Origin of the sequence: Vitiosangium sp. GDMCC 1.1324, assembly GCF_003044305.1 — a bacterium.
GTDB lineage: Bacteria > Myxococcota > Myxococcia > Myxococcales > Myxococcaceae > Archangium.
In genome coordinates this window covers 231,100-256,789 of the sequence record NZ_PZOX01000013.1, presented here as the reverse complement: position 1 = coordinate 256,789, position 25,690 = coordinate 231,100, and the positions used below count along the sequence as shown (strand labels likewise).

Genomic DNA, 25,690 nt, shown 5'->3' with positions numbered 1-25,690 from the left:
CCGGGGTGCAGAGGCATGCGTGCATGCTCTGGAATTCCAGGTTCAAGTCAATGAACTGGAAGTCCTCTCGCTCTCGCGTGACGCGCGGGCCCTCTGATGGTCACAACGTCGCGCACCAGGGCGGGTGCGGTGCCCTCCGTCCGCCTACGGGGAACCCCCGAGGTGCTTCGCGTAGAGGGACTCGAGCGACTGGAAATAGCCGCGCTCCTCCCACATGGCGTCGGCGAGCCGCTCGGCCAGCGAGGCCACTTCCTGCGCCTCCCCCTCCTTGGGCGTGCGAGGCGCGCCAGTCCAGTTCTCCAGGGCCTTGGACAGCTCGTCGAGCAGCAGCCGGCTGCCCGCGAAGAGGCGGCGCAGGGCCTGGTTCACCGGGCGCGCGTCCAATTCCTTGCACGCGGCGTCGATGGCGGAGTGCACGCGACGCGCGACGTCCTCGGTGGCGAGGGTGCGCGCGTCGAGGTCACCCCGGTCGAGCGCGTGCTGCAACAGGTAGCCGTGGTGCAGGGAGAGCGAGGCCATGTCCACGCAGTCCTTCACCCACAGGGCCGTGGCCAGACGCCGGAAGCCCTTGCGCCAGGTGAGCCGGAGCGAGAAGAGCGCGGCCTTGCCGGCGAACTGCTGGAGGCGGCTGCCCTCGCGCGGGTGCAGGCCGGCGAGCACCGTCACCGTGCGGTCCGGCGCGGAGAAGGAGCGCTCGCGGAGGATGTTGCGCACCATCTGCTCGCGCACGCGGCGCAGCGCGTACTCGTCGAGGAAGGGGACGGGGATGAGCGGGGTGAGGCCGGAGGCGACGGCGTAGAGCGCCACGCGCTGCACCGACGGGGGCACGGCGGACGGGGAAGACGGTGATGCCTGGGCGGACATAGGTGTCAGGGGTGAGTTAGCACGGCCACGCCCGCACCGTGAGGCCCGTCTGCCGTCCGAGGTACCAGGCGTGTCACGGCCCCGGACGCCCCGCGCCGCCGAGCGCGCGGCACACCGCCAGATACTGCTTGTGCAACTCCAGGGACAGGGGGTCCAGGATGAGCGCCCGCTCGTAGGCCTCGCGTGCATGGCCGAGCAGCCCGGCCTGCTGGTGGGCCTGGGCGGTGGCGAGGTGCACGCGCAGCGGCCCCTGCGTGTGCGGGCGGCGGGCGAGGAAGTCGCGCCGCAGCTCCTCGAGCTGCGTGGGGGTGAGCCCCGCGTACAGGCAGCGCGCCACGCCGTGGAAGTTGCCCCGCTCGGCGTCGTAGGCGGCCCGGCGCTGCGGGTGGCCGAGCGTCTCGGAGGCCTTGCGCACGCGCTCGAGCACCATGTCCACCTTGGCGCGCAGCGGCGGGGAGATGGGGCGCGCGCGCAGCCGCTCCAGCGCGTGACAGGCCCGGCGCGCGCGCAGCCGCAGCTCCTCACAGCCCGTGTCTGGCGGCAGCGCGAGGATGGCGTACAGGTCCTCCGTGCCCCGCTCCCGGTAGGGGGCGAGCACCTGCTCCACCTCGGCCTCCGCCGCCGGGTCCGTGGGCGGGTGCAGCGTGTTGAGCGGCTGCCCCAGCATCAGGTGCGCCACCGCGGCCTTGAAGGAGATGGACGGCTCCACGAACTGCACGCCGAAGCCCGCCGCCATGCCCCAGGTGCTCGCCTCCTCGGCCTTCACGTGCCGCACCACCTCGCACTCACACGTCAGCTCGCCATCCGGATGCTCCAGGGCCAGCGTCACCCGGGAGAGCAACGGCGGCAGCGCCTGGTCGGTGCACAGGAACATGCCCCCGCGCGTCAGGTCCGTGCACGTGAGCTGCTCGGTGGGGGCGCCGGGGCCCGCCGTTACGAGCACGGGCAGGGCCGTGGCCGGACGCTGTGCGAAGGGCCCGATGGGCGGAGGCGTCCGGGCGGGACCGGGCGGCGAGCGCACCATGTCGAGCGCCACCTGGAGCGCGCCGCGCATCGTCGAGGCGCTCTGGTAGCGGGCCTCGGGGTCCTTGGCGAGTGCCTGGAGGATGACGCTGGAGAGCGCGGGCGGCACGTCCGGGCAGAGCGCGGTGGGCGCGATGGGCTGCTTGGTCTGGTGGGCGAGCAGCAGCGCGGTGAGGGACCTCTCCACGAAGGGCAGCCGCCCGGTGACGAGCTGGTAGGCGATCACGCCCAGGGCGTAGATGTCAGCGCGCCCGTCCAGCGGATCTCCCCGCGACTGCTCCGGCGCCATGTAGTCGGCCGAGCCGATGATGGCGCCCTCGGCGGTGTCGGTGTTGGGCTCCTCGGCGTCGAGCAGCTTGGCGATGCCGAAGTCGAGCACCTTGACGAAGGCGGGGCCGGTGCCGCGCTGGAGGAGGAAGAGGTTCTCGGGCTTGAGGTCCCGGTGGACGATGCCGCGCGCGTGCGTGGCCTCGAGCGCGTCGCACACCTGGGCGAGCAGGGCGACGGCGACCTCGGCGCGCACCGGGCCCCGAGCGAGCAGCGCGGAGAGGGGCTCGCCCTCCAGGTGCTCCATGATGAGGTAGGGGAGGGGAGGCGCGGGGTTGATGTCGATGATGTTGACGATGTTCTCGTGGCCGATCAGGTTGACGGCGCGCGCCTCCATGTGGAAGCGGCGCAGCACCTGGGGCGAGGAGGCCAGCCGTCCGTGGAGCACCTTGATGGCCACGCGGCTGCCAATGTCCACGTGCTCGCCCAGGTACACCGCGCCCATGCCCCCCTGGCCCAGCCTGCGCGTGAGCCGGAAGCTGCCGATACACGTGCCCAGCAGCGGATCACTCCCGGGCTCGTGGCCTCTGTTGATCGAGGGCTCGAGCGTCTCGCGGAGCGCCTCTGGCTTGTCTGGGTTTGCTTCACTGGACATGGCACGGACGGCGATCGATGCGGAGAGGAATGGTCCCACGGAATGCCCACACCGGACATCCCCCCACCGGGTGGGAGCCACGCGGCAGGGGTATTCTCCACGACCCGGCCGTGTAGGCGCAGGGAGGTGGTTTGTCCTGGCGCTCCGGGCGGGCGGAAGTCTGCTCGTTACCGGACAATCGGTGGAGGAACCGGGGCGTGTGGGGGCGGTGCACTCCACCGCGCTCTCCGATCTCGTCCCATGTCCGGCTCGCCGCAGTCACTCCAGGGCCTCGTGTTCGACGCAGGCCAGGTCGTGTTCGGAGCCTCGACGTGCGCGAGTGGGGCCGCGACCGCGTCCGGAGCAGGAGCTCTCTACTGATAACGGTTGAACGCAATCCCGCCGGCTCCGGTAGGGGGCGGAGACGAGGGCCTATCCTGCGCGTATTCGAGGAGGTGACTGATGTGGCTGCGTCAGCGGTTGGTGCTCTTCCTCTTCCTGCCAGGACTACAGGCCTGCATGGGAGTCGCCGCGCGCGAACCCGTGCCGTGGATGCTCGAGCCTCCTGGAGGTGCCGGGTACGAGGTGCTGCACCCGAGCAGCGATCCACAACCGCGCGGGCTGCACGCCTGTCCGTCGGAGACCATGAGTTGCTATCCTGGATGCGCTGTCGTGGGCGACACCTACGCGTGCGGGCAGACTCTCATCACCATCACGGGAAGCCTGGCCGCGGCCATTGAGGCCATCGCCCTCCATGAAGGCCTGTCGATGGAGGACTTCTGCGAGAAGTACGAGGTCCTCTGCGCGAAGGGAGGCAAGAAGAACATCGACAATGAATATGTGCGTGAGGCCAAGGAGCTACCCAAGGGAGCGGATCCTTGCGAGTTCCTTCGGGGTCTACAGAATGCTGCGGCCGCGAGTGGCGACACGGTAGAGGAGCAGAAGATCAAGCAGGCGCAGAAGGCGCTGGGATGTCGTCCCAACGCCAATGGCTTTTGACAGGGAAGGAGCGGACAATGGGATGGTATGCGGCCAGTGCCGTCATGTACTTCCAGCTCAAGAACGAGCCGCAGGACGAGTTCTACATCTGGGAGAACGTCTACTTGCTCGAGGCCCCCAATGGCGCCGAGGCGCGTCGTAAGGCTGAGCACTTCGGCAAGCTGGAGGAAGGAGATGACGACACCCTGACCTTGGACGGCAAGCCGGCGAGGCTGGTGTTCGGTGGAATCCGAAAGCTCCTCACCTGTGCCCCAGCTATCGGGGGCAGTTCCGGAGACAACGACATCATCGAGGACGGTGTGGAGGCGACATACAACGCTTTCACTGTCTCCAGCCGGGAGAAGCTCGACGCCTTCATCCGGGGTGAACCGGTCGAGGTCCTCTACGAGGAGTGAGCGCGTTTCAGGGCCCCACCAGGACGCCCGGGTTGAGAATCCCCCGTGGATCCAGCGCCCCCTTCACGGCCTTCAATGCGAGCGCGAAGGGTTCGGGACGCTCGCGGTCGTACCAGGGGCGGTGCAGCCGTCCCACGGCGTGGTGGTGCGTGATGGTGCCTCCGTGTGAGCTCACTGCGTCGCTGGCGGCGCGCTTGAGCTCCATCCACTGTTCCAGCTCGCCGCCACGCCTAGCCGGGCCAATGAATGTGTAATAGGGCGCGGGCCCATCCGGATAGACGTGGGTGAAGCGGCAGCTCACGAGCCCTCCACCGCAGACGCGCTCCAGCGCGCCGCGCACTGACTCCAGGATGGCGCCATGCAGCGTGTCGAACCGGTCCCACGTGCAGGCGGTCTCGAAGGTGTCGGCGATGACGCCGAGGCTCACCATGACGTTCTGCATGTAGGGGGCCTCGATGAAGGCCGAGCGCCAGCTCTCCGCGGCACCACTGGCGCGGGCCTGGGCGCCCGGCTCATCGGAGCGATAGCGCGCTCCCTCGCGGCACTCGCCACCGTGGGAAGCGGTGATGGCGAGCGCACGCTCCATCCACGGTTGCAGCGGGTGGTCGGCGGACTCGAAGGCGAGCACGAGCACGCTGGAGCCATCGCCCGCGACGCCGTTGAGGAAGGCCTCCTGCGCGTCGAGGAGGCGGCAGTTGGAGGGGTGGAGGCCGGATTGAGAGAGCTCGCGGATGGCGCGCACGGCGGAGTCGAACTCGGAGAAGTGGACGCTCGCGCTGGCGCGGAAGCGGGGACGGGACTGGACGCGCACCCAGGCCTCGGTGATGACGCCGAGCGTGCCCTCGGAGCCGAGCACGAGCCGGTCCGGAGCGGGGCCTGCGCCCGAGGCGGGCAGACGGCGCGTCTCATACACGCCGCGCGGCGTGAGCATGCGGGTGGACTCCACCAGGTCGTCGATGTGCGTGTAGAGCGTGGCGAAGTGGCCGCCGGCGCGCGTGGCGATCCACCCACCGAGCGTGGAGAACTCGAAGGACTGGGGGAAGTGACGCAACGTGAGGCCATGCGAGGCGAGCTGCGCTTCGAGCACGGGCCCGGTAGCACCGGCCTGGATGCGGGCGGCTCGGGAGAGGGGGTCCACCTCGAGGACCCGGTCCAGGCGGCGCATGTCGAGCGACACGGCGCCCTGGAACCCCTGGCCAATGGAGGCCTCGATACCGCGGACGACGCTGGTGCCGCCACCGAAGGGAATGAGGGCGACGCGGTTCTCCGCGCACCAGTCCATCACGGCCCGCACGTTCTCCTCGGTGCGGGGGCGCGCGACGAAGTCGGGAGCGGGAGAGAAGTCCCCGTGGAACCCCCGCACGAGGTCCCCATAGCCCTTGCCATAGGTGTGCGCCGCGCGGTCGGCTTCTTCCACCGAGCACAGCTCCGCCAGGGTGGCGGGTGGAGCGACCCGGGGACGCGGGAGCCGCAGCGCAGCGGGCTCGCGGGGCTCCAGGGAGGGGCCACCGAGAAGCGGAGACACCTGCTCCGCGAGGGAACGCCGTGCCTCGGTATCCGGGAACTTGTCCGCGTAACCCCAGCCCCAGACGCTCGTCGCTCGAGTGCTCATGGCGCGCGAGCGTACTCCGAGAATCAGAGGGGGAAGACCTCCACGCTGCGCACGCCGAGCCGCAGATGTCCGGTTCCCGGCCGCCGCTCCACCACGCTCGCGGCATCTTGGATGCCCAGCGTGCTCAGTTGCCTGCGCAACCGGTGGATGTCCACGTTCAGCTTGTTGCTGTCCGTGGCGAGCATCCGGCACAGCGTGTCCCGGTCCACCCAGCCCTGCTCGGCCTCCGAGAGCGCGTGCTCCCTGAGTCGGACGCGCGCCAGCGTCGCGAGCAGGTAGTGATGGGAGCGGGAAGGCAGCACCGTGTGCTGGTTGCCGTGCACAATGGTCACCACCACGTGCTCCTCGTCGCGGCTGACACCAATCTTCAGGTGGATGCCTTCCAGGCTGGGCTCCTCTCCTTCCAGTGTCTCCGTGGTGGCCGATGGGAGCTCCAGCACCCATTTCTCCCCTCCCAGTGCGACCCGCTCCTGGTCGGCCACGTGACGCTGCTCCTCCCCCGAGTCCAGGACCCAGCGGCCACTCCCATCCAGGAAGAGGCTGGCCAGGGGCTGCTCATCGTCTGGCAACACCAGCAGTGAGCCCGAGCACTCCTGGACCCGCCCGCTCATGGCATGCCGGGCCCGTGCCGCAGGGGGGCTCGCATCCACCAGCTGGAATTTTGTACCGCCGGGGCCCAGCAGGAAGGACTGCCCCGCTTGGAGTAACACCCTCTCCCCGGCCACCAGCCGCCGGCCCTCGAGGAAGGTGCCATTCTTGCTGTTCAGGTCCCGCAGCTCCCACCCGTCTCCCCGCCAGTGAAGACTGGCATGATCGACGGAGACACGTGCATCCTCCAGGCGCACGTCACATGCGTGGTGCCGTCCCAGCAGGCATCTGCCTCCGAGCGAGATCCTGCGCCTGCGCTCTGTTTGCTCGAGAATTCCCATGGTGCGGTGAAGTGCTTCCGGTCCCTCCATCCCATGCTAGCCTCTCCGCTGTGCCCGACACAGCCAGCGCGAGCGCCTTGTTGACCAGTTACCTGGAGGCGTGCCGCACCCGGGTCATCGAGGAGATCCGCCGCATGGTGCCCTCGGAGCGCCCCCAGGCCGCCTTCCTCTATGAGCTGATGCTGGAGTACCCGTTGCGCGAGGCCAAGGGACTGCGGCCCGCGCTCTGCATCGCCACCTGCCGTGCGCTGGGTGGCACACTGGAGGCAGCCCTGCGCCCGGCAGCCGCGCTTGAGCTGTACCACAATGCCTTCCTCATCCACGATGACATCGAGGATGAGTCCCAGCTGCGCCGGGGCCATCCCACGCTGCACCACCTGCACGGAGTGCCAGTGGCCATCAACGTGGGGGATGCCATGTTGGCGCTCTCGCTGCAGCCACTGCTGGACAACATTGGCTTCATCGGGTTGGGGCCCTCGCTGCGCATCCTCCAGGCAGTGGCGCGCATGGCGCGCGAGTCCGCAGAGGGCCAGGCGCTGGAACTGGAGTGGATCCGCCGCGGACAGTGGGCGCTGAAGGACGAGGACTATGTCCGCATGGTGGAGCAGAAGACGTGCTGGTACAGCTTCATCACCCCCGTCACCCTTGGCGCCATCGCCGCCCGGCAGGATGCGCAACGCACCGGGCAGCTCGCGGAGTTCGCCCGCTGTCTGGGCATTGCCTTCCAGATACAGGATGACGTGCTCAATCTGAGCGGCGAGGTGGGGGCGTATGGCAAGGAGATTGGGGGCGACCTGTGGGAGGGCAAGCGCACCCTCATGCTGTTGCACATGATGCGTCACGCCAGCGCGGAGGAGCGGGCCGAGGCCGAGCGCATCCTCGCCCTGCCTCGCCCCGGTGCGCAGCCTTTGCCGCGAGGCCCCACGCTCGAGCCTCTGCTCGACGAGCTCGTGACCCGGGGAGAGCTCACCCACGGAGGCCGCGAGCACCTGCGCCGCGCGCTGGCCGAGTCCCAACCTCCCATGAAGGAGAAGACGCCGGAGCAGGTGCGCTTCCTGCTCGAACTCATCCATCGTCACGGCAGTCTGGACTACGCCCGTCAGAGTGCCCGGACGTGGTTGCAGCGGGCCGAGGCGTCCTTCGCCGCCTGCGAGGGGTGGCTGCTTCCTTCGGAGCATCGCAATCTGTTACAAGTGCTGCTCACCTACGTCCTCCAGCGCGTGAAGTGATGGCCAACTCCGGCGTTCCTCCAGCCTCATCCCTCTTCGATTCCATGCGCATGCATGCTCTGGTGTTCGAGGAACTGCGCCGCATCCAGCAGCTTCTCACTGAGCACCTGGTTTCGCCTACGACGAGGCAGGAGCCGGGTGCGATGGAAGAACCTGGGGGTGGCGAGCTAGTTAGCGTGCTACGGCGGCTGCAGTTGATACTGCTCCAGCATCCCCTTGCGGCCCAGTCGGCCTTCTCCGCGCTCGTGGCAGAGGGCCGCCGCTTCGTTACCACTCCCGAGGGCGCTGCGTGGAAGGCCGCGCTGTCCGGTTCGGAACTGGTGCGCAACGGTCGCCAGCTCTGGGCTGCACTTGCACTCAATCTGCTGGAGGAGGATGCGTCCACGGTAGTGCCCTCCACCTACCTGGAGGCAATCTTCCAGGCAGCGTCCTCGCCGGAGATGGAGGCGCTGGTGCGTCACCTGCGCGACGTGCAAACGGGAGATTTCCATGGCGCTCCTTGAGGAATTGCGCGGCGACTTCGATGAGCACGATGCCTTCCTTCATCTGCTGCTGGGGCTCGTCTCGCTGTCGGAGCGATTCGAACGGTTGCTGCCTTCGTCTCGAAGTATTCCTGGCGAGGGGTCCGCCGCGCCAGCCGGTGAGGATGAGCGCTTGGTCTTGCTGTTGCTCGGGCTGATCTCGGTGCACCGTTCCTTGGTGGGCGCTCTCGAGCCGCTGCGGGCCACGGGCAGGTCACCCGCGAGTACCATCTCCTCTGGATTGGAGGCGGAACTCTCACGGCTTCGCGAACTGCTGCGCTGAGCCCTCCCCGACGATCCTCATGGTCCCTCCCCATCTCGACACGAAACGTCTCGCCACGATGCTGGCGGGCTTCGACTATTTTCGGCGCTCGCCCTCGCGCCTGGGGGGGCGGGGGGACCACAAGGAGTGGCAGCATTTCATCGTCCACGCCGGGGACGTGCACCTGCTCGTCAACTTCAGCCTCCTGGACGAGAGCCGGCCGGGTATGACCCAGCCGGCCGAGGTGGCGCGCCTCATCGTACTGGCGCATGGAGAGGGGTGGGACGGAGACGTGGAGCGATTCGAGGCCGAGGAGGTGGCTGTGGAGGCCGGCCGCCTCCATGCCCGTTTTGGCCGCAACACGCTGCGTTTCGAGGATGGGGTCTGGCGCCTCTCGGTGGCGTTGCGCGAGCGCCCCTTGGCAGCTGAGTTGGAGTTCGTCCCCATCACGTTGCCAGTGCTGTCGGCGCAACACCTGCTCGCCCCTCGGCGTCCCATCTCCTGGCTCTTCCTCCCGCGGCTGGAGGCTCGGGGCACCATCACCCTGGGAGGTAGCACCATACGCGTGGAGGGTGCACCGGCCTATCATGACCACAACTGGGGCCACTTCCACTGGGGGGATGACTTCAGCTGGGAATGGGGCTCGCTCCTCCCGCGGGGGGAGTCCAATCCCTGGAGCGCGGTGCTGGTGCGAATGGCGGACCGTGGTCGCACCGCCGCGCGTTACCAAGCCCTCTTCCTCTGGTACGGCAGTGAGCCGCTGCGCGTCTTCCGTGACGAGGAGTTGCGGTTCTCCACACCCTGCTGCTTCCAGCCCGAGCGCTCCTTCAACCTGCCCCGTCCGCTGGCGCTGTTGGCCCCTGGCTCGGCGGCGGATCTGCCCCGCCGGGTAGAAGTGAGTGCTCGGGGCAGGGGTGACGCGCTCCAACTGACATTCGTTCCCGCGAATGCCGCACGGCTCCTGCTTCCCGCCGAGGACTCTCTGGAGCGGCTCGTCATCATCCACGAGGTGCTCGGTCAGGGGGAACTGCGGGGACGGGTGTGTGGCGAGCCGGTGGACATGGATGGCTCCGGTGTCTTCGAATTCGTTCGTGGCTGAGAGGCTGGTGGCCACTCTGCTGGCTGAGTCCTTCTCGGTGCTCGTCCGGGAGCAGCCGGAGGCCCACGTACGGATGTGCGCGCACCTGGATGGCTTGGCGGTAGCAGTGATGGTGGACGAGGAGCATTTCGCCGCTGGCTTCTCCCTTCGCAGTGCCCGCGTCCGCCCCGTCACCGGTCACGAGCCGGCGCGGGTCATCACCAGACGGTGCACCCTGCTTGAAATTCTGGACGACCGGCAGTCGCTCACCGAGGCCATACTCGCAGATGCCGTACAGGTGGTGGGTCCGCTTGACACCCTGCTGCGGCTCCACGAGGGACTGTCGCTCTATGTGCAGGGCGCCGTGCGGTGTCACGGTTTTGCTTTTTTGCTGCGGCGCTTGCGCGAGAGCTGCGTTTTGGGCGCATGATTTCGTTCCATTCCGCTCACGGGAGCAATCATGGACGAGAAGCAGCCGGATGCATCCCCCAAGAAGGGGGACCCGAACAGGCCCAAGGTTTATGTCTACGGAGGCGGTGTGGCTGGGATGACGGCGGCTCACGAGCTGGCCATCCGGGGCTTCAAGGTGTGTGTCGTCGAGCGCGAGCGGGCTCTGGGCATCCAGGGCATGTTGGATCTGCCGTCGCTCGGTGGTCTGGCCCGGACCCAGTACTTCGCGATCTCCAGGGGGCAGAAACCGCCGCTCTATTACCACATGCAAGGAGGAACGCAGACGCTCCCTGAGCGCAATTGGTTGCGCGAGAAGATCGGATTCCTCCCTGGGTTCTCAGTGGGCCGCTCCGGTTTCGAGTACGTACTGGGAACCGCGCGTGGTCAGGGCGCCCAATCACATGGGTATTTTCCGGAACTTTGGCTCGAGTATGAGCAGCCAGAGAACGCCGGTGCCACGCGTCGACTCACCGAGCAGTCCCAGCAGATGCTGGAGGAGTCCGCCGATTTCGTCAAAACCCTCTTCGACAAGGGATACTTTCATACGGAGCAGGGCCCGCTTCATGACGTAAAAATCTATGTCCAGGCGTTCGCCGATCCGGCTCAGTCCAAGGGGACAATTGTCGCATCCGGGCTTGGCCTGCCGGGGGCGATGGCTGAGGACAAGACGGCCATCAACTTGGCCAAAGCCACCGAGAAGCGGCTCAAGGATCTGCTCGGTGAGCCGCTTGCTGACTGGGTGAAGGTCTACACGGAAGAATCGGGGGTGCCACTCCGGGCTTCTTCCTGGCTGGGACTGGCGCCCGTGGCGCGCAACTGGGTGCGTGTCATCGTCTACCGTCCCCAACTACCCGGAGAGCATGGCTACCGCTTCTTTCCCTCCTTCTACCGCCATGTTTTTGATACCATGCAGCGCATCCCACTGCATGATTTCGCTGGACAGCCGGTGGGGGGCTCCGTACTGGAGAACCTCGTTCCCCTTCCGCAGATCGGTATCTTCAGCAAGAGCAACGCTCCCTTCATCATGAGCTGGGATCCTCTGCGCGCGGGAGATGCTTTGTCCCGGGCCGACTACGGCCTGAGTAACATGCGGAACCTGCGTATTACCTCCCAGGATCTGGTCCAGTTCTCGCTGCGAGTCCTGCGCTACATGACCAGCTGCTCGCAGCGCCGGGCCGCCGAAATGGAAGACGTATCCTGGTGGGACTACCTCGAAGGTCATGACAAGCGGACCGGTGCGCGCCTGTACCGCTACAGCGATGCCTTCATGAAGCTGGTGCAGTCCTCGAGTCGGGTGCTGGCGGCACTCGACGGAGCGCATGGAGATGCGCGCACTTGCGGTAATACCTACGTCCAACTCCTGGCCGAGGCGCTCGTCCCGACCGCGCGGAACAACTGCACCCTGAACGGTCCGACGAGCGAGTCTTGGTTCTTCCATTGGCGTGAGCACCTGAATCGTCTGGGCGTGGATTTCCAACTCGGAGAGCTTGAGAAGCTGGAGCTTGAGAGGGACGAGAAGGGCGAGCGGCTCGTCGCCCGTGTGTATCGCGCCTCCGATCAGGCATCGGAGAACAATGCCGACGAAGCGGCAGCCGGTAGCGGGATGGCTGGTGAGCGTTGGAACCTGACGCACGGTGGTAAGGAGGATGGTGAGCACGTCTACTTCGTCGTGGCCACGGACGTGCTTTCGGCCGCGCGGGTGTCCAAGGGCTTGGGTCTGGGGGTGTCCGAGGGGCTCCAGGACTATGTCTCCCAAATGCCGGAGCAGCAGGGGTCCTCTCGACTCGTCACGAGAGAGCCTGAACAGAAGTCTGGCCGACACAAATGGGATAGGCTCCAGACGATCTCGGGCATCCAGTACTTCTTCAAGAGGCACGTGAACGTCTTCGATGGCTACCTCTACTGCGTCGATGCGGAATGGGGGCTGTCGGCCATTTGCAGTCACCTCGTCTGGCAGGAGCGTCCCGAGGGGCAATTGAGTTCCTATCAGTCCATCCTCAGTGTGGACATCGGCGATTGGAACACGGAATCGAAGCGGCTGAAGAAGCCGGCCTGGGCTTGCTCACCCCAGGAGCTTCAGGAGGAGGTGCTCCACCAGATCTGTGAGTCACTCAAGTCCCGCGGGCCCGATGAAGAGCCCGTCGACTTTGTCTTGCCGGAGCCGGACTGGGTCCACATCGACGAGGGCCTCGAGTACGACAGCAGCAAGGAGCAGCCGCGCCTGTTGAGGAACAAGACGCCCTACCTGGTGCCCATTGTCGGGGATTGGAAGAACCGGCCCGGCCCCGAGCCGTGGGACCCCACGCCGAACACCCCGCCACCACCGCCCTGGTCCTCTCCGAAGAATGTCAGCCAAGCCCCACATGGCGGCTACCCGGTGCACTACGATCGGCTCGTGTTCGCCGGCACGTGGCTGAGGACATTCACGCGGCTGACCACCATGGAGTCCGCCAACGAGTCCGCCCGGCACGCGGTGAACGCCATCCTCGACCACTGTACTGTGCACCTGGCGAAACGGCAGCTCCGGACCCCGCGTCCGCGTCCCGTCGGCAGCCCCTTCCCGTCGGATCCGTATGAGAAGGGATTGTTCCCCACTACGCCTTATGGAGACTACTGCCGCATCTGGAATCCCGAGCGCAATGAGCTGCCGGACTTCGAGTTGCTCCAGCGGATGGACGAGAAGAACTTCCTCCAGGACCGGCCCCACCCGTGGGACGTGCTGGGTCTGGAGGTGCTCCCCTCATTGCTCACGAAGGTGCCCGGCTCGGGAGACGCCCTCAACGTGATGATGAGCTTGGTGAACGTGCTGGGACAGAACGCCTCGCCACAGGCCACGCACGGGCTGCTGACAGTATTGCGGCACTTCCGGACGATGTTGGCTCGGACGCGACCGCCTCATGCCCGCTGAGCGGGCATCGCCTCGTGCCAGGCAGTGATTCCTGGCACCAGCGAGGCCGTCAGTGCTCCGGGCCGCACGACGCCCTCCGCCTCCATCCACTCGCGGGCCTGGCGTTGCAGCGCCTGGCCCTCGTGCCCGTCGCGGAGCGCTCCCAGTGCGTACCTCGCCGCCTCCCGGTAGAGCGCCATGTCCTCCCGCTCGAAGCCCGTCACGGCCTCTTCCAACCATCGCCGGGCTCCGGGGACGTCCGTCTCCTGCCACGCCAGCCCCGCGCGCACCAGGTGGCCCAGGGGACGCGCGCAGCCCAGGGAGTCCCGGTCGATGACGCGCAACTGGGCGCGCACGTCCGCCAGCAGCGCGGGCTTCCGCCAGCGTGCGTCCACCCCGGAGGGCGGTGGGCTGTCCGTGTGGGGCAGCGTGGAGGCGGCCCCCAGCGCCGCCCGGGCACGCATGTGCCGCAGGTTGAGCCCCGTGGTGCGCAGCGGCAGCATGAAGGAGCCCCGCAGCGGCTCCCACCCCTCTTGTACCGCGCGCCAGGCCGGCCAGGGCTCGCCACGGTAGTGCGCGGTGTACACGGCGGCGATCAGGTTCGCGAACTGCTGGCGCCGGTAGGCATTCTCGGGCCAGGTGGACGTCCGTGGAGACTGGGCGGCCAGGGTTTCCTCCGCGCGTGCCCGCGCCTCATCCGCCCGGTCCCTCGCCAGCCACGCCACCACCGGTTCGCCGAGATAGACCTCGCAGCGCGCATGGAGGTCTCCCCGCTGCAGGGCCTCCCGTTCGAAGGACTCCAGGCGCGCCGCCAGGTGCCGCAACTGCCCCCGCATGGCCAGGGCATGGTGGTGGAAGATGGCGAGGGTGACACGCTCCCAGGCGCTGCCGGGGCAGTGCTCGCGGAAGAGCGCCTCGGCGCGCTCGCCCGCCTCCACCACCTCGCGCCAGCGTCCCAGGGTGTAGCCCCGGTTGGCGAGCGCCAGCGCGTACCAGGCCTGGTCATACGGCGTCCCCGTGCGCTCCACCCGTTGCCGCACCTTGTCCAACAGCCGCCCGGCGATGGTCTCCATCCACCGGCCGCCGATGTGCAGCTCCATGGTCGCTTCCAGCGCCAGCGCCCGGTACAGGTGGTCCTCCCCCAGCCGCCGCGCTCCCAGCAGGTGCATCGTCCGGAAGGCGTCCGACAGCATGGGATTGACCATCACCCAGCTCGTCGAGGCCGTCCACAGCACCTCCAGGCGGTGGCGCTCCTCGGGAGAGGGCGTCGCTGCCGATGGCGCATCCAGCCGGCGGGCCAGGAAGAGCACGCGGCGCCAGGTGGCCGCCCACACCGCAGAGAAGAAGGATCCGGGCACGGGCACACCGAGCGCTTGCAGCACGGCGTGCATCTCGCGCCAGCCGTCGGCGAAGCGGCCGCTCTTGAGATACTGCTCGGAAGCACGCCGCTGGAGATCCCTCACCTGGGGCCGCTCCAGCGCGCCGCCCAGCGCCCGGGCCGCCTCCAGGTAGTGCCGGGCCGCTTCCTCCGCCCGGCCCAGGTTGGCGAGCGCCTCGGCGAGCCGCTCCAGCAGGAGGGGGCGATCCGCCCGCGCCCCCAGCAGCTCCAGCGCCTTGCGGTAGAGCGTGGCGGCGTTCTCGAAGGCGAGGGCCCGGGCGGCCCGATTCGCCGAGCGCACCGCGTGGTGGCCCGCCTGGAGCGGCTCGCCAGCGCCCTCCCAGTGCAGCAGCAGCGCCTCCTCGTCCTCGGAGCCACGCGCGGTGAGGGCCTCGGCGACGGCGCGATGCCGCCGCGCCCGGGTCTCGGCCGGCAGTGCGCCCAGCAGCGCCTCGCGGATGCGCTCATGGTAGGCACCAAGGCCCGGCTCTCCGTCTCCGGGCACCTCACGCAGCAGGCCCGAGTCCCTCAACGAGGCCACCCGCCCCCGTCCGCCTTCGCCCAGCCCCGCGGCCCTCAGCGCGACGCCGCGCGCCAGGGGCCGCCCGGCGAGGGAGGCCACTTCCAGCAGGGCGCGCTCCTCCTCCGGGAGGGCCTGGATGCGCTCCACCACCAGCCGGGCCACGTCCACCTGGGCTCCCAGGGTACCAGCGCCCTCGCGGGCGGCGTGCGCGCCGACGTGGCGCACCAGCTCCCGGGCGATGAAGGGGTTGCCCTCGGCCTGGGCAATCACGGCCTGGACCTGGGCGCTGGTCTCGGGGTCGCCGAGCATCGCCGAGGCCAGCGTGCCCACCTCCCGTGCCAGGAGTGCCCCCAGCGCCAGCTCGCGCGTCACCGGCCGGGAGCCTTCGCCAGGCCGTGTCAGCTCCAGCAGGCGGCGCAGCAGCGGGCTCGCGTCGCGGTCCTCGCCGCGCCAGGTGAGCACCAGCAACAGGGGCGGCGCTGGCGGCCGGAGGAGCTCCTCGAAGAGGGGCGCCGAGTCGGCATCCCCCCACTGCACGTCATCCACCCACAGTACCAGGGGGCGGGTCCCCCGGGCCAGGCGCTCGAGCAGCTCCCGGAGGGCCTGGGCGCCCTGTCGCCGCAGCTCCGCCACATCCGGCAGGGGCGTGGGGAGGGGCTCGCGCTGGAAGGCCGCCAGCCGCCCCAGCACGGGAAAGAGCCGGGCCAGGACGGAGGCCCGTGCGGGCACGAGCGAGGCGGCCTCCGCGGCGGGCAAGGCCTCCAGGTGCCGGGCCAGCGCGTCGATACAGGCATCCAGGGCCTCGTAGGGGACGCTCTCCTGGGGATGGCAGCGGCCGTGGAGCACGAGGGGGGCGCGGGCCCGTGATTGCAGGGAGAGGAAGTGCCGCACCAGCGTGGACTTGCCGATGCCCGAGGGGCCATGGATGTGGACAGTGAGCTGGCGACCCTGTCCGGCGACCTCGTCCAGGGCCTGGGTCAGTGCCTCCAGCTCGCGAGCGCGGCCCACGAAGAGCTGGCCCTGACCCTGCTCGGCGGCGGCAACCGGGCGGGGGCTCCCACCCGGAGCGGGAGCCAACCGGGCCCCACACGGGTTCACCCCTGGCCGGTGCCCCGGGTCGGGCGAGAGCAGCTCCATGGCCAGTCCGGCGAGGTCCTCGGGCGCCTGTGGCGCCAGCTCGAGCACGTGCGGCGGCAGCCGGTGCACCTTGTGCTCCAGGGGACTGCCTCCCAGGGCGGCGAAGGGAGGTGCCCCGGTGAGGACCTCGTAGAGCATCGCCCCGACGGCATAGAGGTCGGCCGCGGGAGTCACCGCGCCGCCCGTCACCTGCTCGGGCGCCATGTAGAAGGGAGTTCCCACGGGCCGGTGGGGCCGTGAGCGCTCGGGGCCCGGCGCATGCAGCGCGGCGGCGAGCCCGAAGTCGAGCACGACGACCCGTTCCTGGGGGGTGACCAGGACGTTGGCGGGCTTGATGTCCCGGTGGACGAGACCCGCCGCATGCAAGGCTTGCAGGGCCTGGAGGAGCTGCACCAGTGCATGACGCAGCCGCTCCCAGGAGCCCGCGTCCGCTTCCAGGGGCGGGCCCGGGGGCGGTGGCTGTCGGGCGGGTGCCTCCGCTTGGGCCGGTGATGTGCTCGAGCCCGGCGTGTCCCCGGTGGAGGCCTCCAGCGTCGAGCCCCGCGTGCCGCCCAGGCCCAGGCCCCCGCGGGCCCACTGGAGGAAGTCCACGCCGTCGATGGCTTCCATGGTGAAGAAGCACGAGTCCCCCTCCACGAACAACTCGTGGAGCTGGAGGAGGTTGGGGTGGACGATGCCGGCACGGGCGCGGAACTCCCGCTTGAGCCGGTAGAGGGCCTCGGCGGCCGGTAGACGCAGCGTCTTGAGGGCCACATCCCGGGACATCTCGCGGTCGAGGACCCGATAGACCCGTCCCGTGGCTCCCTCGCCCAGGAGTGCACGCACCTCGAAACGGTTGGTACCGGCGAAGGAGTCGGATGGCGGCATGTGAGGAGGCGGGGGCGACGGGACGAGAAGAGGCTGCCCGAAGCATTACAGCGGTGCAATGGAACCCCAGTCGGAGCTCCGCGGCCATTGAGGGAAACCCGGCCCGGGTCTTCCTGGTACATTGAGTTCCCGCCGTGTCTGGGCGGAAGACCCGCGGGAGAGCTCGTGATGGACATGCCTTGGGCGCGCCCCCTGTTGGACCAGGCGATGGCGCTGTCGCTGTTGTCATGGCGGGTGCATGTCTTCGAGCCGGCGCGAGCGTTGAAACGGCTGGGCCTGTACAGGGCGCCGACGCTGGGAGCGGCGCTGGTGCCCGGAGTGCCGGGCGGGGGAGGACCGGAGCTGTCGAGGAGGCACCGGGAGCCGGTGCTGCTCCCGGGGGAGCCGGCCGGCTACCACGAGGTGCGCGAGTTCGACCGGATGGCGGGCGTGTACGAGGCGGTGGTGCGCCCGTTCTCCGAGCCCATCATCGACGAGGTGGTGGCGCTGATGCAGCCGCTGTCGCCGCGCGCCCGGGTGTTGGATCCGTCGGCGGGGCCGGGAGAGGCGGCGCTGAGGCTGGCGAGGCTGGTGCCGGAGGGAGAGGTGGTGGCGGCGGACCTGTCGCGAGGCATGGTGGAGACGGCCTGGAAGGTGGCGCGGCAGGCGGGGTGCCACCCCAACATGGCCTTCTTCCAGGCGGACGTGGGGAAGCCGCCCGAGGCGTTCGAGGGGTACTTCGACGCCATCGTCTGCTGCCTGTCCTTCCACCACTACCCGGATGGGGAGGCCGCGGTGAGAGCCTTTCGCCGGGTGCTGGCACCGGGCGGGCGGGTCTTCGTGGCGGACGGGGGGCCCAGGTGGTTCGTCGAACTGGCCCGGCCCATCTCGGTGCTGGCGGACCCGGGATTCGTGCGCCACCGCACGGGCGAGGAATTCCTGCAACTCTTTACAGAGGCGGGATTCTCCACGGTGTCCTGGACGGAGGTGTTGCCCGGGATGGGAGTCACCATCGCGTCGGTGTGAGGGTTGCCCGTGCCCTTCGGGCGCGGCGTGTAATGGCGCGTAATCGCCTTCTCGGGTGATTGCTGTCAGAACTCTCTCGTCTCTTGCGAAATGAGCGAGGGACGCTAGGTACGACTCGTTCACCTGGGCGCCGCTCCGAGGAGGACTTCCTTCGGAGATTCTCCGCGTCCCTCGGGAAGTGACCGGGTCGTACGAGGGGGGGAGCCATGGCCAGGGTCACGCCATTCCAGACGGAAGCCAGAACATGGGCATCTGGTACCAGGCCGGAGGGGGCCCCTCCCGCCTCTACCGATGCCGGGGCGGCGTGTGTGCTGTTCCATCCATCCGCAAGTGAAGAACCGAGGTGCCGCATGCCTGCTGCCCGTGGAGTGTCTTTCCTTGTCCCCGTGCTGGGAATCTTCGTGTGGTTGGTGGCAGGTGACGCGGGTGCACAGTCCTGTCCGTCCGGCTACCCGGTGAACTGTGGCAATGGCTACTGCTGCTCCAGCGCGTATCCGGTGTGCTGCTCCAATGGACTGTGCGCCACCAGTTCCTCGGGTTGCGGTGGCGGAGGCGGTGGTGGCGGTGGTTGTCCGTCCGGTTACCCGGTGGACTGCGGCAACGGGTACTGCTGCTCCAACGCGTACCCGGTGTGCTGCTCCAATGGTAAGTGCGCTACCAGCTCCTCGGGTTGCGGAGGAGGAGGTGGTGGTGGTTGTCCGTCCGGCTACCCGGTGGACTGCGGCAACGGGTACTGCTGCTCCAACGCGTACCCGGTGTGCTGCTCCAATGGCCAGTGCGCGACGAGTGCTTCGGGCTGCGGTGGTGGCGGGAGCTCTCCGCCTCCTTCGACGGGTGGGGATCACACCATCTGTGAGAGCACGTACGTTGAAGGATGCACCGACCTGAAGGCCTGCGCGAACGCGGCCGGCGCGTACTACGACGCCGATGGGAAGATCTTCCGGTGCAATGCGTACAGTTGTGAATCGGCCGCGGAGGATGCGGTGGAGTACTGCGAGTCCCTCAAGGGCTGCTCCATCGGTGGCGCGGGGACGTCCAACATGACGGGAGCGGCCCTCGTGCTCACGATTCTCGGTCTGCTCCATCGGCGCCGCGGCGCGGCGGGTTCGAAGGTGGCACGGCGCGGCGGGCTGCTCGCGATGCTCGGGCTGTTCACGGCGTGCGGCGTGACGGACCCTGCCCCCCACGCTCAATTGGAGACCGCCGTGCGAATCCCGGCCGCGCTGAAGAACGGCCTCGATGGCGCCAGCGTGGCCCAGGACGCCCAGCGGCAGCCGGGCGTGGAGGTCCTGCGCGCCCTGCCCACGAAGGAGGCCAGCCAGAAGACGGTGGCCACGCCCACCCCGAGCGCCCTGCCCGGAGAGGCGCGCTGAGCTGCGATCTCCTGGGGCGGGCGTGTAATGGCGTGTAATCGCCCTTCCGACGACATGCTGGCACAAAACCTCCAGGCCCCTTGAATGAAAGTCGGCGGAGCCGTGCACCAGGGCGCCTGTCTGATTGCCCATGGAATACTTGGAGCGAGGATGAGTCTGAACCAGATCCGGTTGTGCGGGTGGGCCCTGGCTCGCCTTGGTGTATGGATGTATTTGCTTCTGGTTCCTCTTGCAGTGGCGCAAGCGGCCCCGCCGACTCCCTGTCCCCAGAATGCGGAGCCGCTGCTCCCGGTGGATTTTCCACTCGCAGAGTTCCGCATCCAACCGGACGGTTCTGTCTCACGACGGCACACGAAGGTCGAGTATCGTGGCTCTCTCGAGCTCTCAGGCGAGCAGGGCGATCGCTATTGGGTCCTGGTCGAGCGCGTTCCTCTCCTGGAGAAGAACAAGAACCAGTGGTGCGCGGAGGTTCCTGCGAACGGCATGCTCCGATTGCCGATGGAGCATATGAAAGAGACAGATTTCCTCAGGGTCTCCGTCGTTGGCCAGTACAAGGAAAAGCGGGACAAGGCATCAATCGCGGCGATGCGCAAGCGGGAGCTGACAGAAGGCCGGCTGGCAGAGGTTGAAAGGCAATGGATGCAGCAAGCCCTTCTCTTGCTTGGAGAGCACAAGCCCGAGGAGCTTTTTGCTGCGAATGGAGCACTGCTCCCGCCCGGAGACTCATTGAAGGGTACGCTCGAAGCATTCGAGAAAGAGTCCTGCTCTGCTCTGGACCGTTCCGAGATCCGGGGGTTCTGCGCCGCGGGGCGGGGGTTGCGAGAGGTCTTGTCGATGGCCGCCCTCGAGGAGCGGCGGAAGGCTTATGACCAGTTGTTCAAGGGCCTGCCCCGCATCACCCCTGAGAGCAAGAAGATGTTTTGCCAGGAAGCGCTCACGGTGGAGAGGATCGAGCAGATGGAGTCCTCTACGCATGTGTTGCTCTCCGTCAATGAGCTTCCGGTGAGCAAGCCGGGTGACACGTATACGTTGAGGTTCGGCGAGCCCAAGCGGGTCATTGACCTGGCTCCTGTCGGCGAACCCGTGGTTACCTGGCTCCTGGACGTTCCCGTCAATTCCAGCTACGACGTGACCTGGAAGGTGAACGGAGCAAATCGGACTTCGTCGCTTGAGCCGCTCATCCGACTCATTACGTTCGTTGCCCAGGCCGCACTCCGGGACGGCGATGGGCTGATGAAATCCGCGGGGCGGATGGAGACCCGTGTTATTTGTGACTCCAAGGACCTGGACATCAAAGAACCAGTCCTGGCGAGCAGGGGGAGCCGCGTGCATGTCGCAGAGCCGCTGCTTGGGCACGAAGTCTATGACCTGAAGGCCTGTCTGGGTAAGGAGTGCACGGACAAGGCGCCCGAGAAGGAGCTCGCGCAGGCGGAGGTGCACACGCGCGCTGAAAGCTGGCGCATGACTCTCTCGCTTGGTTTCAACCTTCATGCACGCATGCTGAATGACGGCCCGGACCGGAAGTCGCACCCGTTCCAGAGTTGGCGTTGGCGGCCCGTGGGGAGCACAACGGGCTCCGAACAGATCTACCAATACTCCCGGGTCGAGGACCCTCTGGCTCACGCCTCAGCCTCGGTGCTGCTCACCTTCCTTTCCCCCAGCTACATCGGCTCGGGACAGGTCGGTGTCGCCTTCGGGCCCAGCCTGCTCGTAGGGACGGAGCTGCAGCCTCTACGGCAGTGGACGGTGCATGGTGTGCTGGCCTTCAAGCAGGGTTTCCACCTCACCGTCGGCGGCGGGGTTCGCTTCGAGGATGTTCCGGTGCAACCGGAGCGCGAAGGGGAGCTCCAGCTCGTCGCACGAGGCGCGGATGACAAGCTTCCAGACCTGGATCAGCGTCGCGTGCCCACGGCTGTTCTGAATGTTGGTTTCGCGCTCGACATGGGCCTCCTCGCCGAAGGCGGCGAGGAATTGCTGAAGCTCCTGGGGTTCAAGAAATGAAGATCTTTCGTTCGACCATGAGTGTCGCCACGCTACTCGTGATGGCGGCATGTGGTGAGCCCACTCCGATTACCTCCTTCGACAAGGAGGCCCTGTCGGTTGCCGTGAGCTTCCCGGAAGGTATGACCGAGAGCGAAGCGGGGAGTGGGGAAGTCTTCCTTCCATTGCGACCGGAAACGTTCTCTTTCATCGCAGAGGTGCGGGCGACCATTCCGCAACTCAATGGTGCTCCCCTGGCGGAGGTCTCGGTCGAGGCTCCCGCGGAGGATGGGGTGGAGGGCCGGGTCGCCACCATCCGTCTGGCGAGGCTGGAGGCGGATGGAGGGAAAGACACCTATGCCGGCAGGGTAGAACTTCGAGCGCCGGGCGCGGGAAGGGTGCATGTCCGGGCCTCGGTGGTGGGCATGGAGGCGACTGGCGATGCCCGCATCAAGGAGCCGAAGGTCGCCATCCAGCCTCAGCCCACTCAGGAAGGGTGGGCCTCCGCGGTCCCGCGGTTCAAGGTCTGCGTGGAGACCAGCGCTCACGCCGGCAAGCTGCGCATATGGGCCGAGGGAGCCACTCTGCTCGATGTACCGGCGGAAGGTCTCCTCGGGTTGGAGTCCGGCAGTCCCTGCCCCTCGCGGTTGCTGGGCGATGGGGACTCCCATGCTGTTCTGTTCGTGGCCACGTCAGCACCCACCTTTGTGCTCCGGGCACGGCTCGATGGGACGACCGCTGATGTCGCGCAGACCGTGAACGTGCAGCCAAAGGCCTTGAGTCTGCTCTTGAGGACCAATCCCCCCGAACTCGTGACGCTGCCTCCGGCGGGAAGCCTTGTCCAGTTGGAGGCCTTCGCCAATACGGGCACGGAGCCAGCCTCGAACATCCCCTTGCAGTTCCGGACCTTCCCCAGCGCTGAGTTCTTCCCGAGCAGCGTCATGACCGACAGTACCGGCAAGGGAGAGACCCTGCTGCGGGTGCCGGATGGGGTGGAGAGTCTCTATCTCGAGGTCTCCGCTGGCAGCGCGCGGAAGGGGTTCAAGCTCTCCCGGTAACGATAATGACTCTTCGAGCAGCAGGTGGTGGGCAGATGCATGGTATTTGTTTGTGATTCATTGTTTGAGAATGTTTTGAGGGGAATAATGAACAGAAATGGCATGAGATTGTGGATGCTTCCGCTGCTCGTTGCTGGTTCGGCGGTTGCGGAGCCGGCAGGCAAAAGTTTCCTGCAGAGCCAGGCGCGTACTGTTGCCGAGAAGGCCCACAAGGAAGTCACTTCGTCGCGGCTCTCCGTCAAAGAGCGCTTGCTGCTCGAGTTGGTCTATCAGAAGAAGGGGTTCAAGGGTCTCGCTGATTCGGCCAGGCGCGAGAACAAGGCGGATGAGTTGAATGCCGCGCTGGCGAATATGGAGCGCACGGAAAGACAACTCGATCTGCTCGTCGATGTTCCGGATCCTCGAATCGTAGGCCCGGGTGCACAGCCAGCTCCATCCGATCAGTTCCGGTATCAAGTGGCCATCGTCCTCTCCGGCGCATTCACTTCCTACATGGGACAGTTCTGTGGTGGGACGGTCATCAACCCCTACTGGGTACTGACCGCAGCACACTGCATCGATGCGGACTCCCAGCCCGAGGACTTCCAGGTCTATGTGGGCTCTGCGAAGCTGTCAGCTGGCGGGCGGCTCGTGAATCTGGCCAGGATCTACCGGCATAAGGAGTTCAATCCTGGCACGATGGACAACGACATCGCCCTGCTTCGTCTCGCCGAACCGCTGGACTCGAGCCTCGCCATTGCGCCTCTCCCCACGGAGAAGCAGAACCTCATTGGTGCTGGAAAGAGCGTGGTCATCTCGGGGTGGGGCGCTACGCGTGAAGGGGGGCGCCAGAAGCCGGATGAGCTGCTCTTCAATACAGTGAAGGTCGTCGGCAACCCACAGTGCAATGCGCCGGAGAGCTACGGTGGGGTGATCACCGAGCGTATGCTTTGTGCGGGCGACGGTCAGAATGACTCCTGCCAGGGTGACAGCGGGGGCCCCCTTGTCGTCAAGGAGGGAGCCAACAAGTACCTGGCTGGAGTGGTGAGTTGGGGGGCGGGCTGTGGTCGTCCCAAGAAGTACGGTGTGTACACCAACGTTTCCGCTTTCTCTCAGTGGATCCAGCAGACGACCGCACAGTTCGCGGACAGTACGCAGTAACAGCTGCGGTGGCTGGTTGGGGCCGCTTCAGGGAAGAAGATGAAGCGGCCGACCTGACACGCGCGTGATGCGCCTCAGGGGGCGGGAACCTTCGGCTCCTCTGCCCAGGCCGGCGGCGTGGGCTGCTGGGGTTCTCTTGGCGCCTCGTGCAGCACGGACAGCGGGAACTTGAGTGGCTTCCCATCCGCGGCGTGCGTATGCCCCGTCACCTCCGCCGCACCCAGTCCCTGTCGCTGCGGCTGGAAGGTGGCCTGCGGGTCGCTCGCGGACGCCTTGCCCGCGTGGAACACCGCGAAGCGCGTCAGCACTGCGCCCGCCGTGCCGAGCAGCGCCCCCGCCACCTTCGTCCACTTCCGCCGTCCCGGCCACAGGCCCAGCACGAGTGACGCCGCGGTGCACGCCTTCGCCGCCATCCACATCCGCCCCGAGGGCCCGTGCTTCAGCGGCCGCTCCAGCACCTCCAGCCGCGAGGCATCGTGTTGTACCGCGACGCCCGCCATCAGCTCGCCCACCTTGCCCACCGTGCCGAACAGGCGCAGCACCCGCTCCTCTTCGCGCGAGTGTGGCAGCAGCTCCAGGAGGCTTCCCACGCCCGCCGCCGCCGAGGACATGAAGAGCAACGGCAGCGTCTTGCGCGTGGCCTGCCACACAGGCACCGCCGTATTGGAGATGAGCACCGCCGTGTACCCGGATAGCGGCAGCCCGAGCAGGCCCGCCATCCGTGCGGCCCATTCCCCCGAGCGTCCCAGCCAGCCGCGCCGGCCCGCGAACAACAGGGACGCGGTGTTCATCGCCCCCGAGGTCACCAGCACCCACGAGCCCACGCTCATGGGGGACGTGGGCCGGAACACTCGCAGCATGTTCAGGAAGCGCTCGGGTCTACCCAGGTCGTAGATGAGCAACCCCGAGCTCACGATGTCTCCCACCGTGCCCACCCACCGGCACTTGCGTCCGAGGGCCTTCAGCCCGTCACCGCCCGCTGAATCGGCCGCCGCGCCCAGCACGCTCGCCGCTCCCGCCACTCCGCCCACGTAGAAGTAGAGCGGGATGCTCCAGATCCACACCGGCTCTTTGATGGCCGGCTGGCCGTAGTAGCTCGGCGACTCAGCGGACACTCCCGACTGCGAGGGCCTCGTCCTCAACACCTCGCGAGCGGGATTGGCCGCGCCGATGTCTCTCACTCGTTGCTGTGCGCCCTCGCCGGCGAGCACTCCCAGCCGCGAGTCGATGTTTCGCCCGTCTCGCCGCTTCTCCAGGTCCTCGGGCCGGATGTCACCCACGCGTCACCTCGCGTCCGAACAGCACCGCCCCAAACGCCAGCGCCGCCATGCCCAGCGCTCCCCAGCCCATCGACGCCCAGGCCTCCTTCGCCTTCATCGTCGGCACCACCGGGTCCGGCGGCAGGTTGTAGACCTCGGGTTTGTCCACGAGCAGGAAGAACGCGTTGAGCCCTCCGGTGCCCGGTTGGTTCTCCGCGTCCGCGCCGTACAGGTAGGCCTGCTCCAATCCCTTGTCATGGAGTTGCTCCACCCGGCGCTCGGCCCGCTCGCGCAGCTCATCCACGTCTCCGAACTGGATGGACGCGGTGGGGCACGCCTTGGCGCAGGCGGGGGTCATGTCCTCACCCAGCCGGTCGTAGCAGAGCGTGCACTTCCACGCGCGCCCGTCGTCCTGGCTCCGGTCGATGACTCCGAAGGGGCACGCCGCCACGCAGTAGCCGCAGCCGTTGCACACGTCTGGTTGCACGTAGACGGTGTCGAACTCGGTACGGATGATGGCGCCCGTGGGGCAGGCCTCCAGGCATCCCGCGCGCTGGCAGTGCTTGCACACGTCCGAGCTCATCAACCACGAGAAGTCCACCCGGCCGATCGTCTGGGTTGGCAGCGGCACCGGCCGCTCCACGAAGGCCACGTGCCGCCAGGTGGCTGACCCGAGGTGCCCCGTGTGGTCGTACGACATGCCGGTGAACCGGAAGCCGTCATCCGGAAGCTGGTTCCATTGCTTGCAGGCCACCTCGCAGGCCTTGCAGCCGATGCACAGCGTGGTGTCGGTGAAGAAGCCCTTCTGTCCCATGGAGCG

General features: G+C 67.6%; 20 protein-coding genes. 13 read left to right on the top strand and 7 right to left on the bottom strand.

The window, feature by feature from the left end; genetic code table 11:
• Positions 1-144: 144 nt before the first annotated feature.
• Complete coding sequence (locus DAT35_RS33235; RefSeq protein WP_233261871.1) at positions 145-807, bottom strand: hypothetical protein; 663 nt, start codon at positions 805-807, stop codon at positions 145-147.
• Between the two features lie 130 nt (positions 808-937).
• The gene (locus tag DAT35_RS33230; RefSeq protein ID WP_108072659.1) at positions 938-2,809 is read right to left on the bottom strand and encodes a serine/threonine-protein kinase; all 1,872 of its coding nucleotides are present in this window, start codon (positions 2,807-2,809) and stop codon (positions 938-940) included.
• A gap of 441 nt (positions 2,810-3,250) precedes the next feature.
• On the opposite strand from DAT35_RS33230, the gene DAT35_RS33225 reads away from it, so the two are divergent.
• Both DAT35_RS33225 and DAT35_RS33220 read left to right on the top strand, forming a co-directional pair.
• Entirely contained in the window at positions 3,251-3,787 is a 537-nt protein-coding gene (locus tag DAT35_RS33225) for a polymorphic toxin type 34 domain-containing protein (RefSeq protein WP_108072657.1), read from the top strand.
• A gap of 17 nt (positions 3,788-3,804) precedes the next feature.
• Entirely contained in the window at positions 3,805-4,182 is a 378-nt protein-coding gene (locus DAT35_RS33220; RefSeq protein WP_158502003.1) for a DUF4288 domain-containing protein, read from the top strand.
• A 7-nt stretch (positions 4,183-4,189) separates the two neighbouring features.
• Here DAT35_RS33220 and DAT35_RS33215 read toward each other — a convergent pair whose 3' ends face one another.
• Together DAT35_RS33215 and DAT35_RS33210 are read right to left on the bottom strand one after the other, a co-directional pair.
• The gene (locus DAT35_RS33215; RefSeq protein ID WP_108072653.1) at positions 4,190-5,794 is read right to left on the bottom strand and encodes an FAD-binding oxidoreductase; all 1,605 of its coding nucleotides are present in this window, start codon (positions 5,792-5,794) and stop codon (positions 4,190-4,192) included.
• A gap of 23 nt (positions 5,795-5,817) precedes the next feature.
• Positions 5,818-6,723, bottom strand: coding sequence for an FHA domain-containing protein (locus tag DAT35_RS33210; RefSeq protein ID WP_108072965.1), 906 nt, complete (start codon positions 6,721-6,723; stop codon positions 5,818-5,820).
• A 77-nt stretch (positions 6,724-6,800) separates the two neighbouring features.
• Here DAT35_RS33210 and DAT35_RS33205 point away from each other — a divergent pair, with 77 nt between their 5' ends.
• The 6 genes from DAT35_RS33205 to DAT35_RS33180 are packed head-to-tail and all read left to right on the top strand — an operon-like array spanning position 6,801 to position 13,171.
• Positions 6,801-7,952, top strand: a complete 1,152-nt coding sequence (locus DAT35_RS33205; protein ID WP_233261870.1) for a polyprenyl synthetase family protein — start codon at positions 6,801-6,803, stop codon at positions 7,950-7,952.
• Entirely contained in the window at positions 7,952-8,455 is a 504-nt protein-coding gene (locus DAT35_RS33200) for a hypothetical protein (RefSeq protein ID WP_108072651.1), read from the top strand. The genes DAT35_RS33205 and DAT35_RS33200 overlap by 1 nt, the downstream gene beginning before the upstream one ends.
• Positions 8,442-8,756, top strand: coding sequence for a hypothetical protein (locus tag DAT35_RS33195; RefSeq protein ID WP_108072649.1), 315 nt, complete (start codon positions 8,442-8,444; stop codon positions 8,754-8,756). The genes DAT35_RS33200 and DAT35_RS33195 overlap by 14 nt, the downstream gene beginning before the upstream one ends.
• A 19-nt stretch (positions 8,757-8,775) precedes the next feature.
• Positions 8,776-9,834: a hypothetical protein gene (locus DAT35_RS33190; protein ID WP_108072647.1), complete on the top strand. Its 1,059-nt coding sequence runs from the start codon at positions 8,776-8,778 to the stop codon at positions 9,832-9,834.
• A 7-nt stretch (positions 9,835-9,841) separates the two neighbouring features.
• The gene (locus DAT35_RS33185; RefSeq protein ID WP_108072961.1) at positions 9,842-10,243 is read left to right on the top strand and encodes a sterol-binding-like protein; all 402 of its coding nucleotides are present in this window, start codon (positions 9,842-9,844) and stop codon (positions 10,241-10,243) included.
• Positions 10,244-10,273: 30 nt separating this feature from the next.
• Complete coding sequence (locus DAT35_RS33180) at positions 10,274-13,171, top strand: FAD-binding protein (protein WP_108072645.1); 2,898 nt, start codon at positions 10,274-10,276, stop codon at positions 13,169-13,171.
• Here DAT35_RS33180 and DAT35_RS33175 read toward each other — a convergent pair.
• The gene (locus DAT35_RS33175) at positions 13,159-17,055 is read right to left on the bottom strand and encodes a serine/threonine-protein kinase PknK (RefSeq protein WP_108072643.1); all 3,897 of its coding nucleotides are present in this window, start codon (positions 17,053-17,055) and stop codon (positions 13,159-13,161) included. The genes DAT35_RS33180 and DAT35_RS33175 overlap by 13 nt on opposite strands.
• 168 nt (positions 17,056-17,223) lie before the next feature.
• On the opposite strand from DAT35_RS33175, the gene DAT35_RS33170 reads away from it, so the two are divergent.
• The 5 genes from DAT35_RS33170 (at position 17,224) to DAT35_RS33150 (ending at position 23,611) form a co-directional block, all read left to right on the top strand.
• A complete protein-coding gene (locus DAT35_RS33170; RefSeq protein WP_233261869.1) occupies positions 17,224-18,060 on the top strand; it encodes a class I SAM-dependent methyltransferase in 837 nt (278 codons plus the stop codon).
• Positions 18,061-18,428: 368 nt separating this feature from the next.
• Positions 18,429-19,433 carry an MYXO-CTERM sorting domain-containing protein gene (locus DAT35_RS33165; protein WP_158502002.1) on the top strand — a complete coding sequence of 335 codons (1,005 nt, stop codon included), beginning with the start codon at positions 18,429-18,431 and terminating at the stop codon, positions 19,431-19,433.
• 150 nt (positions 19,434-19,583) lie between these two features.
• Entirely contained in the window at positions 19,584-21,434 is a 1,851-nt protein-coding gene (locus DAT35_RS33160) for a hypothetical protein (RefSeq protein ID WP_108072639.1), read from the top strand.
• Positions 21,431-22,471, top strand: coding sequence for a hypothetical protein (locus DAT35_RS33155; protein ID WP_108072637.1), 1,041 nt, complete (start codon positions 21,431-21,433; stop codon positions 22,469-22,471). The genes DAT35_RS33160 and DAT35_RS33155 overlap by 4 nt, the downstream gene beginning before the upstream one ends.
• Before the next feature lie 114 nt (positions 22,472-22,585).
• Positions 22,586-23,611 (top strand): serine protease, encoded by a 1,026-nt coding sequence (locus DAT35_RS33150; RefSeq protein ID WP_158502001.1) that lies wholly within the window; start codon positions 22,586-22,588, stop codon positions 23,609-23,611.
• Between the two features lie 74 nt (positions 23,612-23,685).
• On the opposite strand, the gene nrfD is transcribed toward DAT35_RS33150, so the two are convergent.
• Both nrfD and DAT35_RS33140 read right to left on the bottom strand, forming a co-directional pair.
• Positions 23,686-24,891 carry an NrfD/PsrC family molybdoenzyme membrane anchor subunit gene (gene nrfD / locus DAT35_RS33145; protein ID WP_108072633.1) on the bottom strand — a complete coding sequence of 402 codons (1,206 nt, stop codon included), beginning with the start codon at positions 24,889-24,891 and terminating at the stop codon, positions 23,686-23,688.
• Positions 24,884-25,684, bottom strand: coding sequence for a 4Fe-4S dicluster domain-containing protein (locus tag DAT35_RS33140; protein ID WP_108072631.1), 801 nt, complete (start codon positions 25,682-25,684; stop codon positions 24,884-24,886). The genes nrfD and DAT35_RS33140 overlap by 8 nt, the downstream gene beginning before the upstream one ends.
• Between the last annotated feature and the right edge of the window lie 6 nt (positions 25,685-25,690).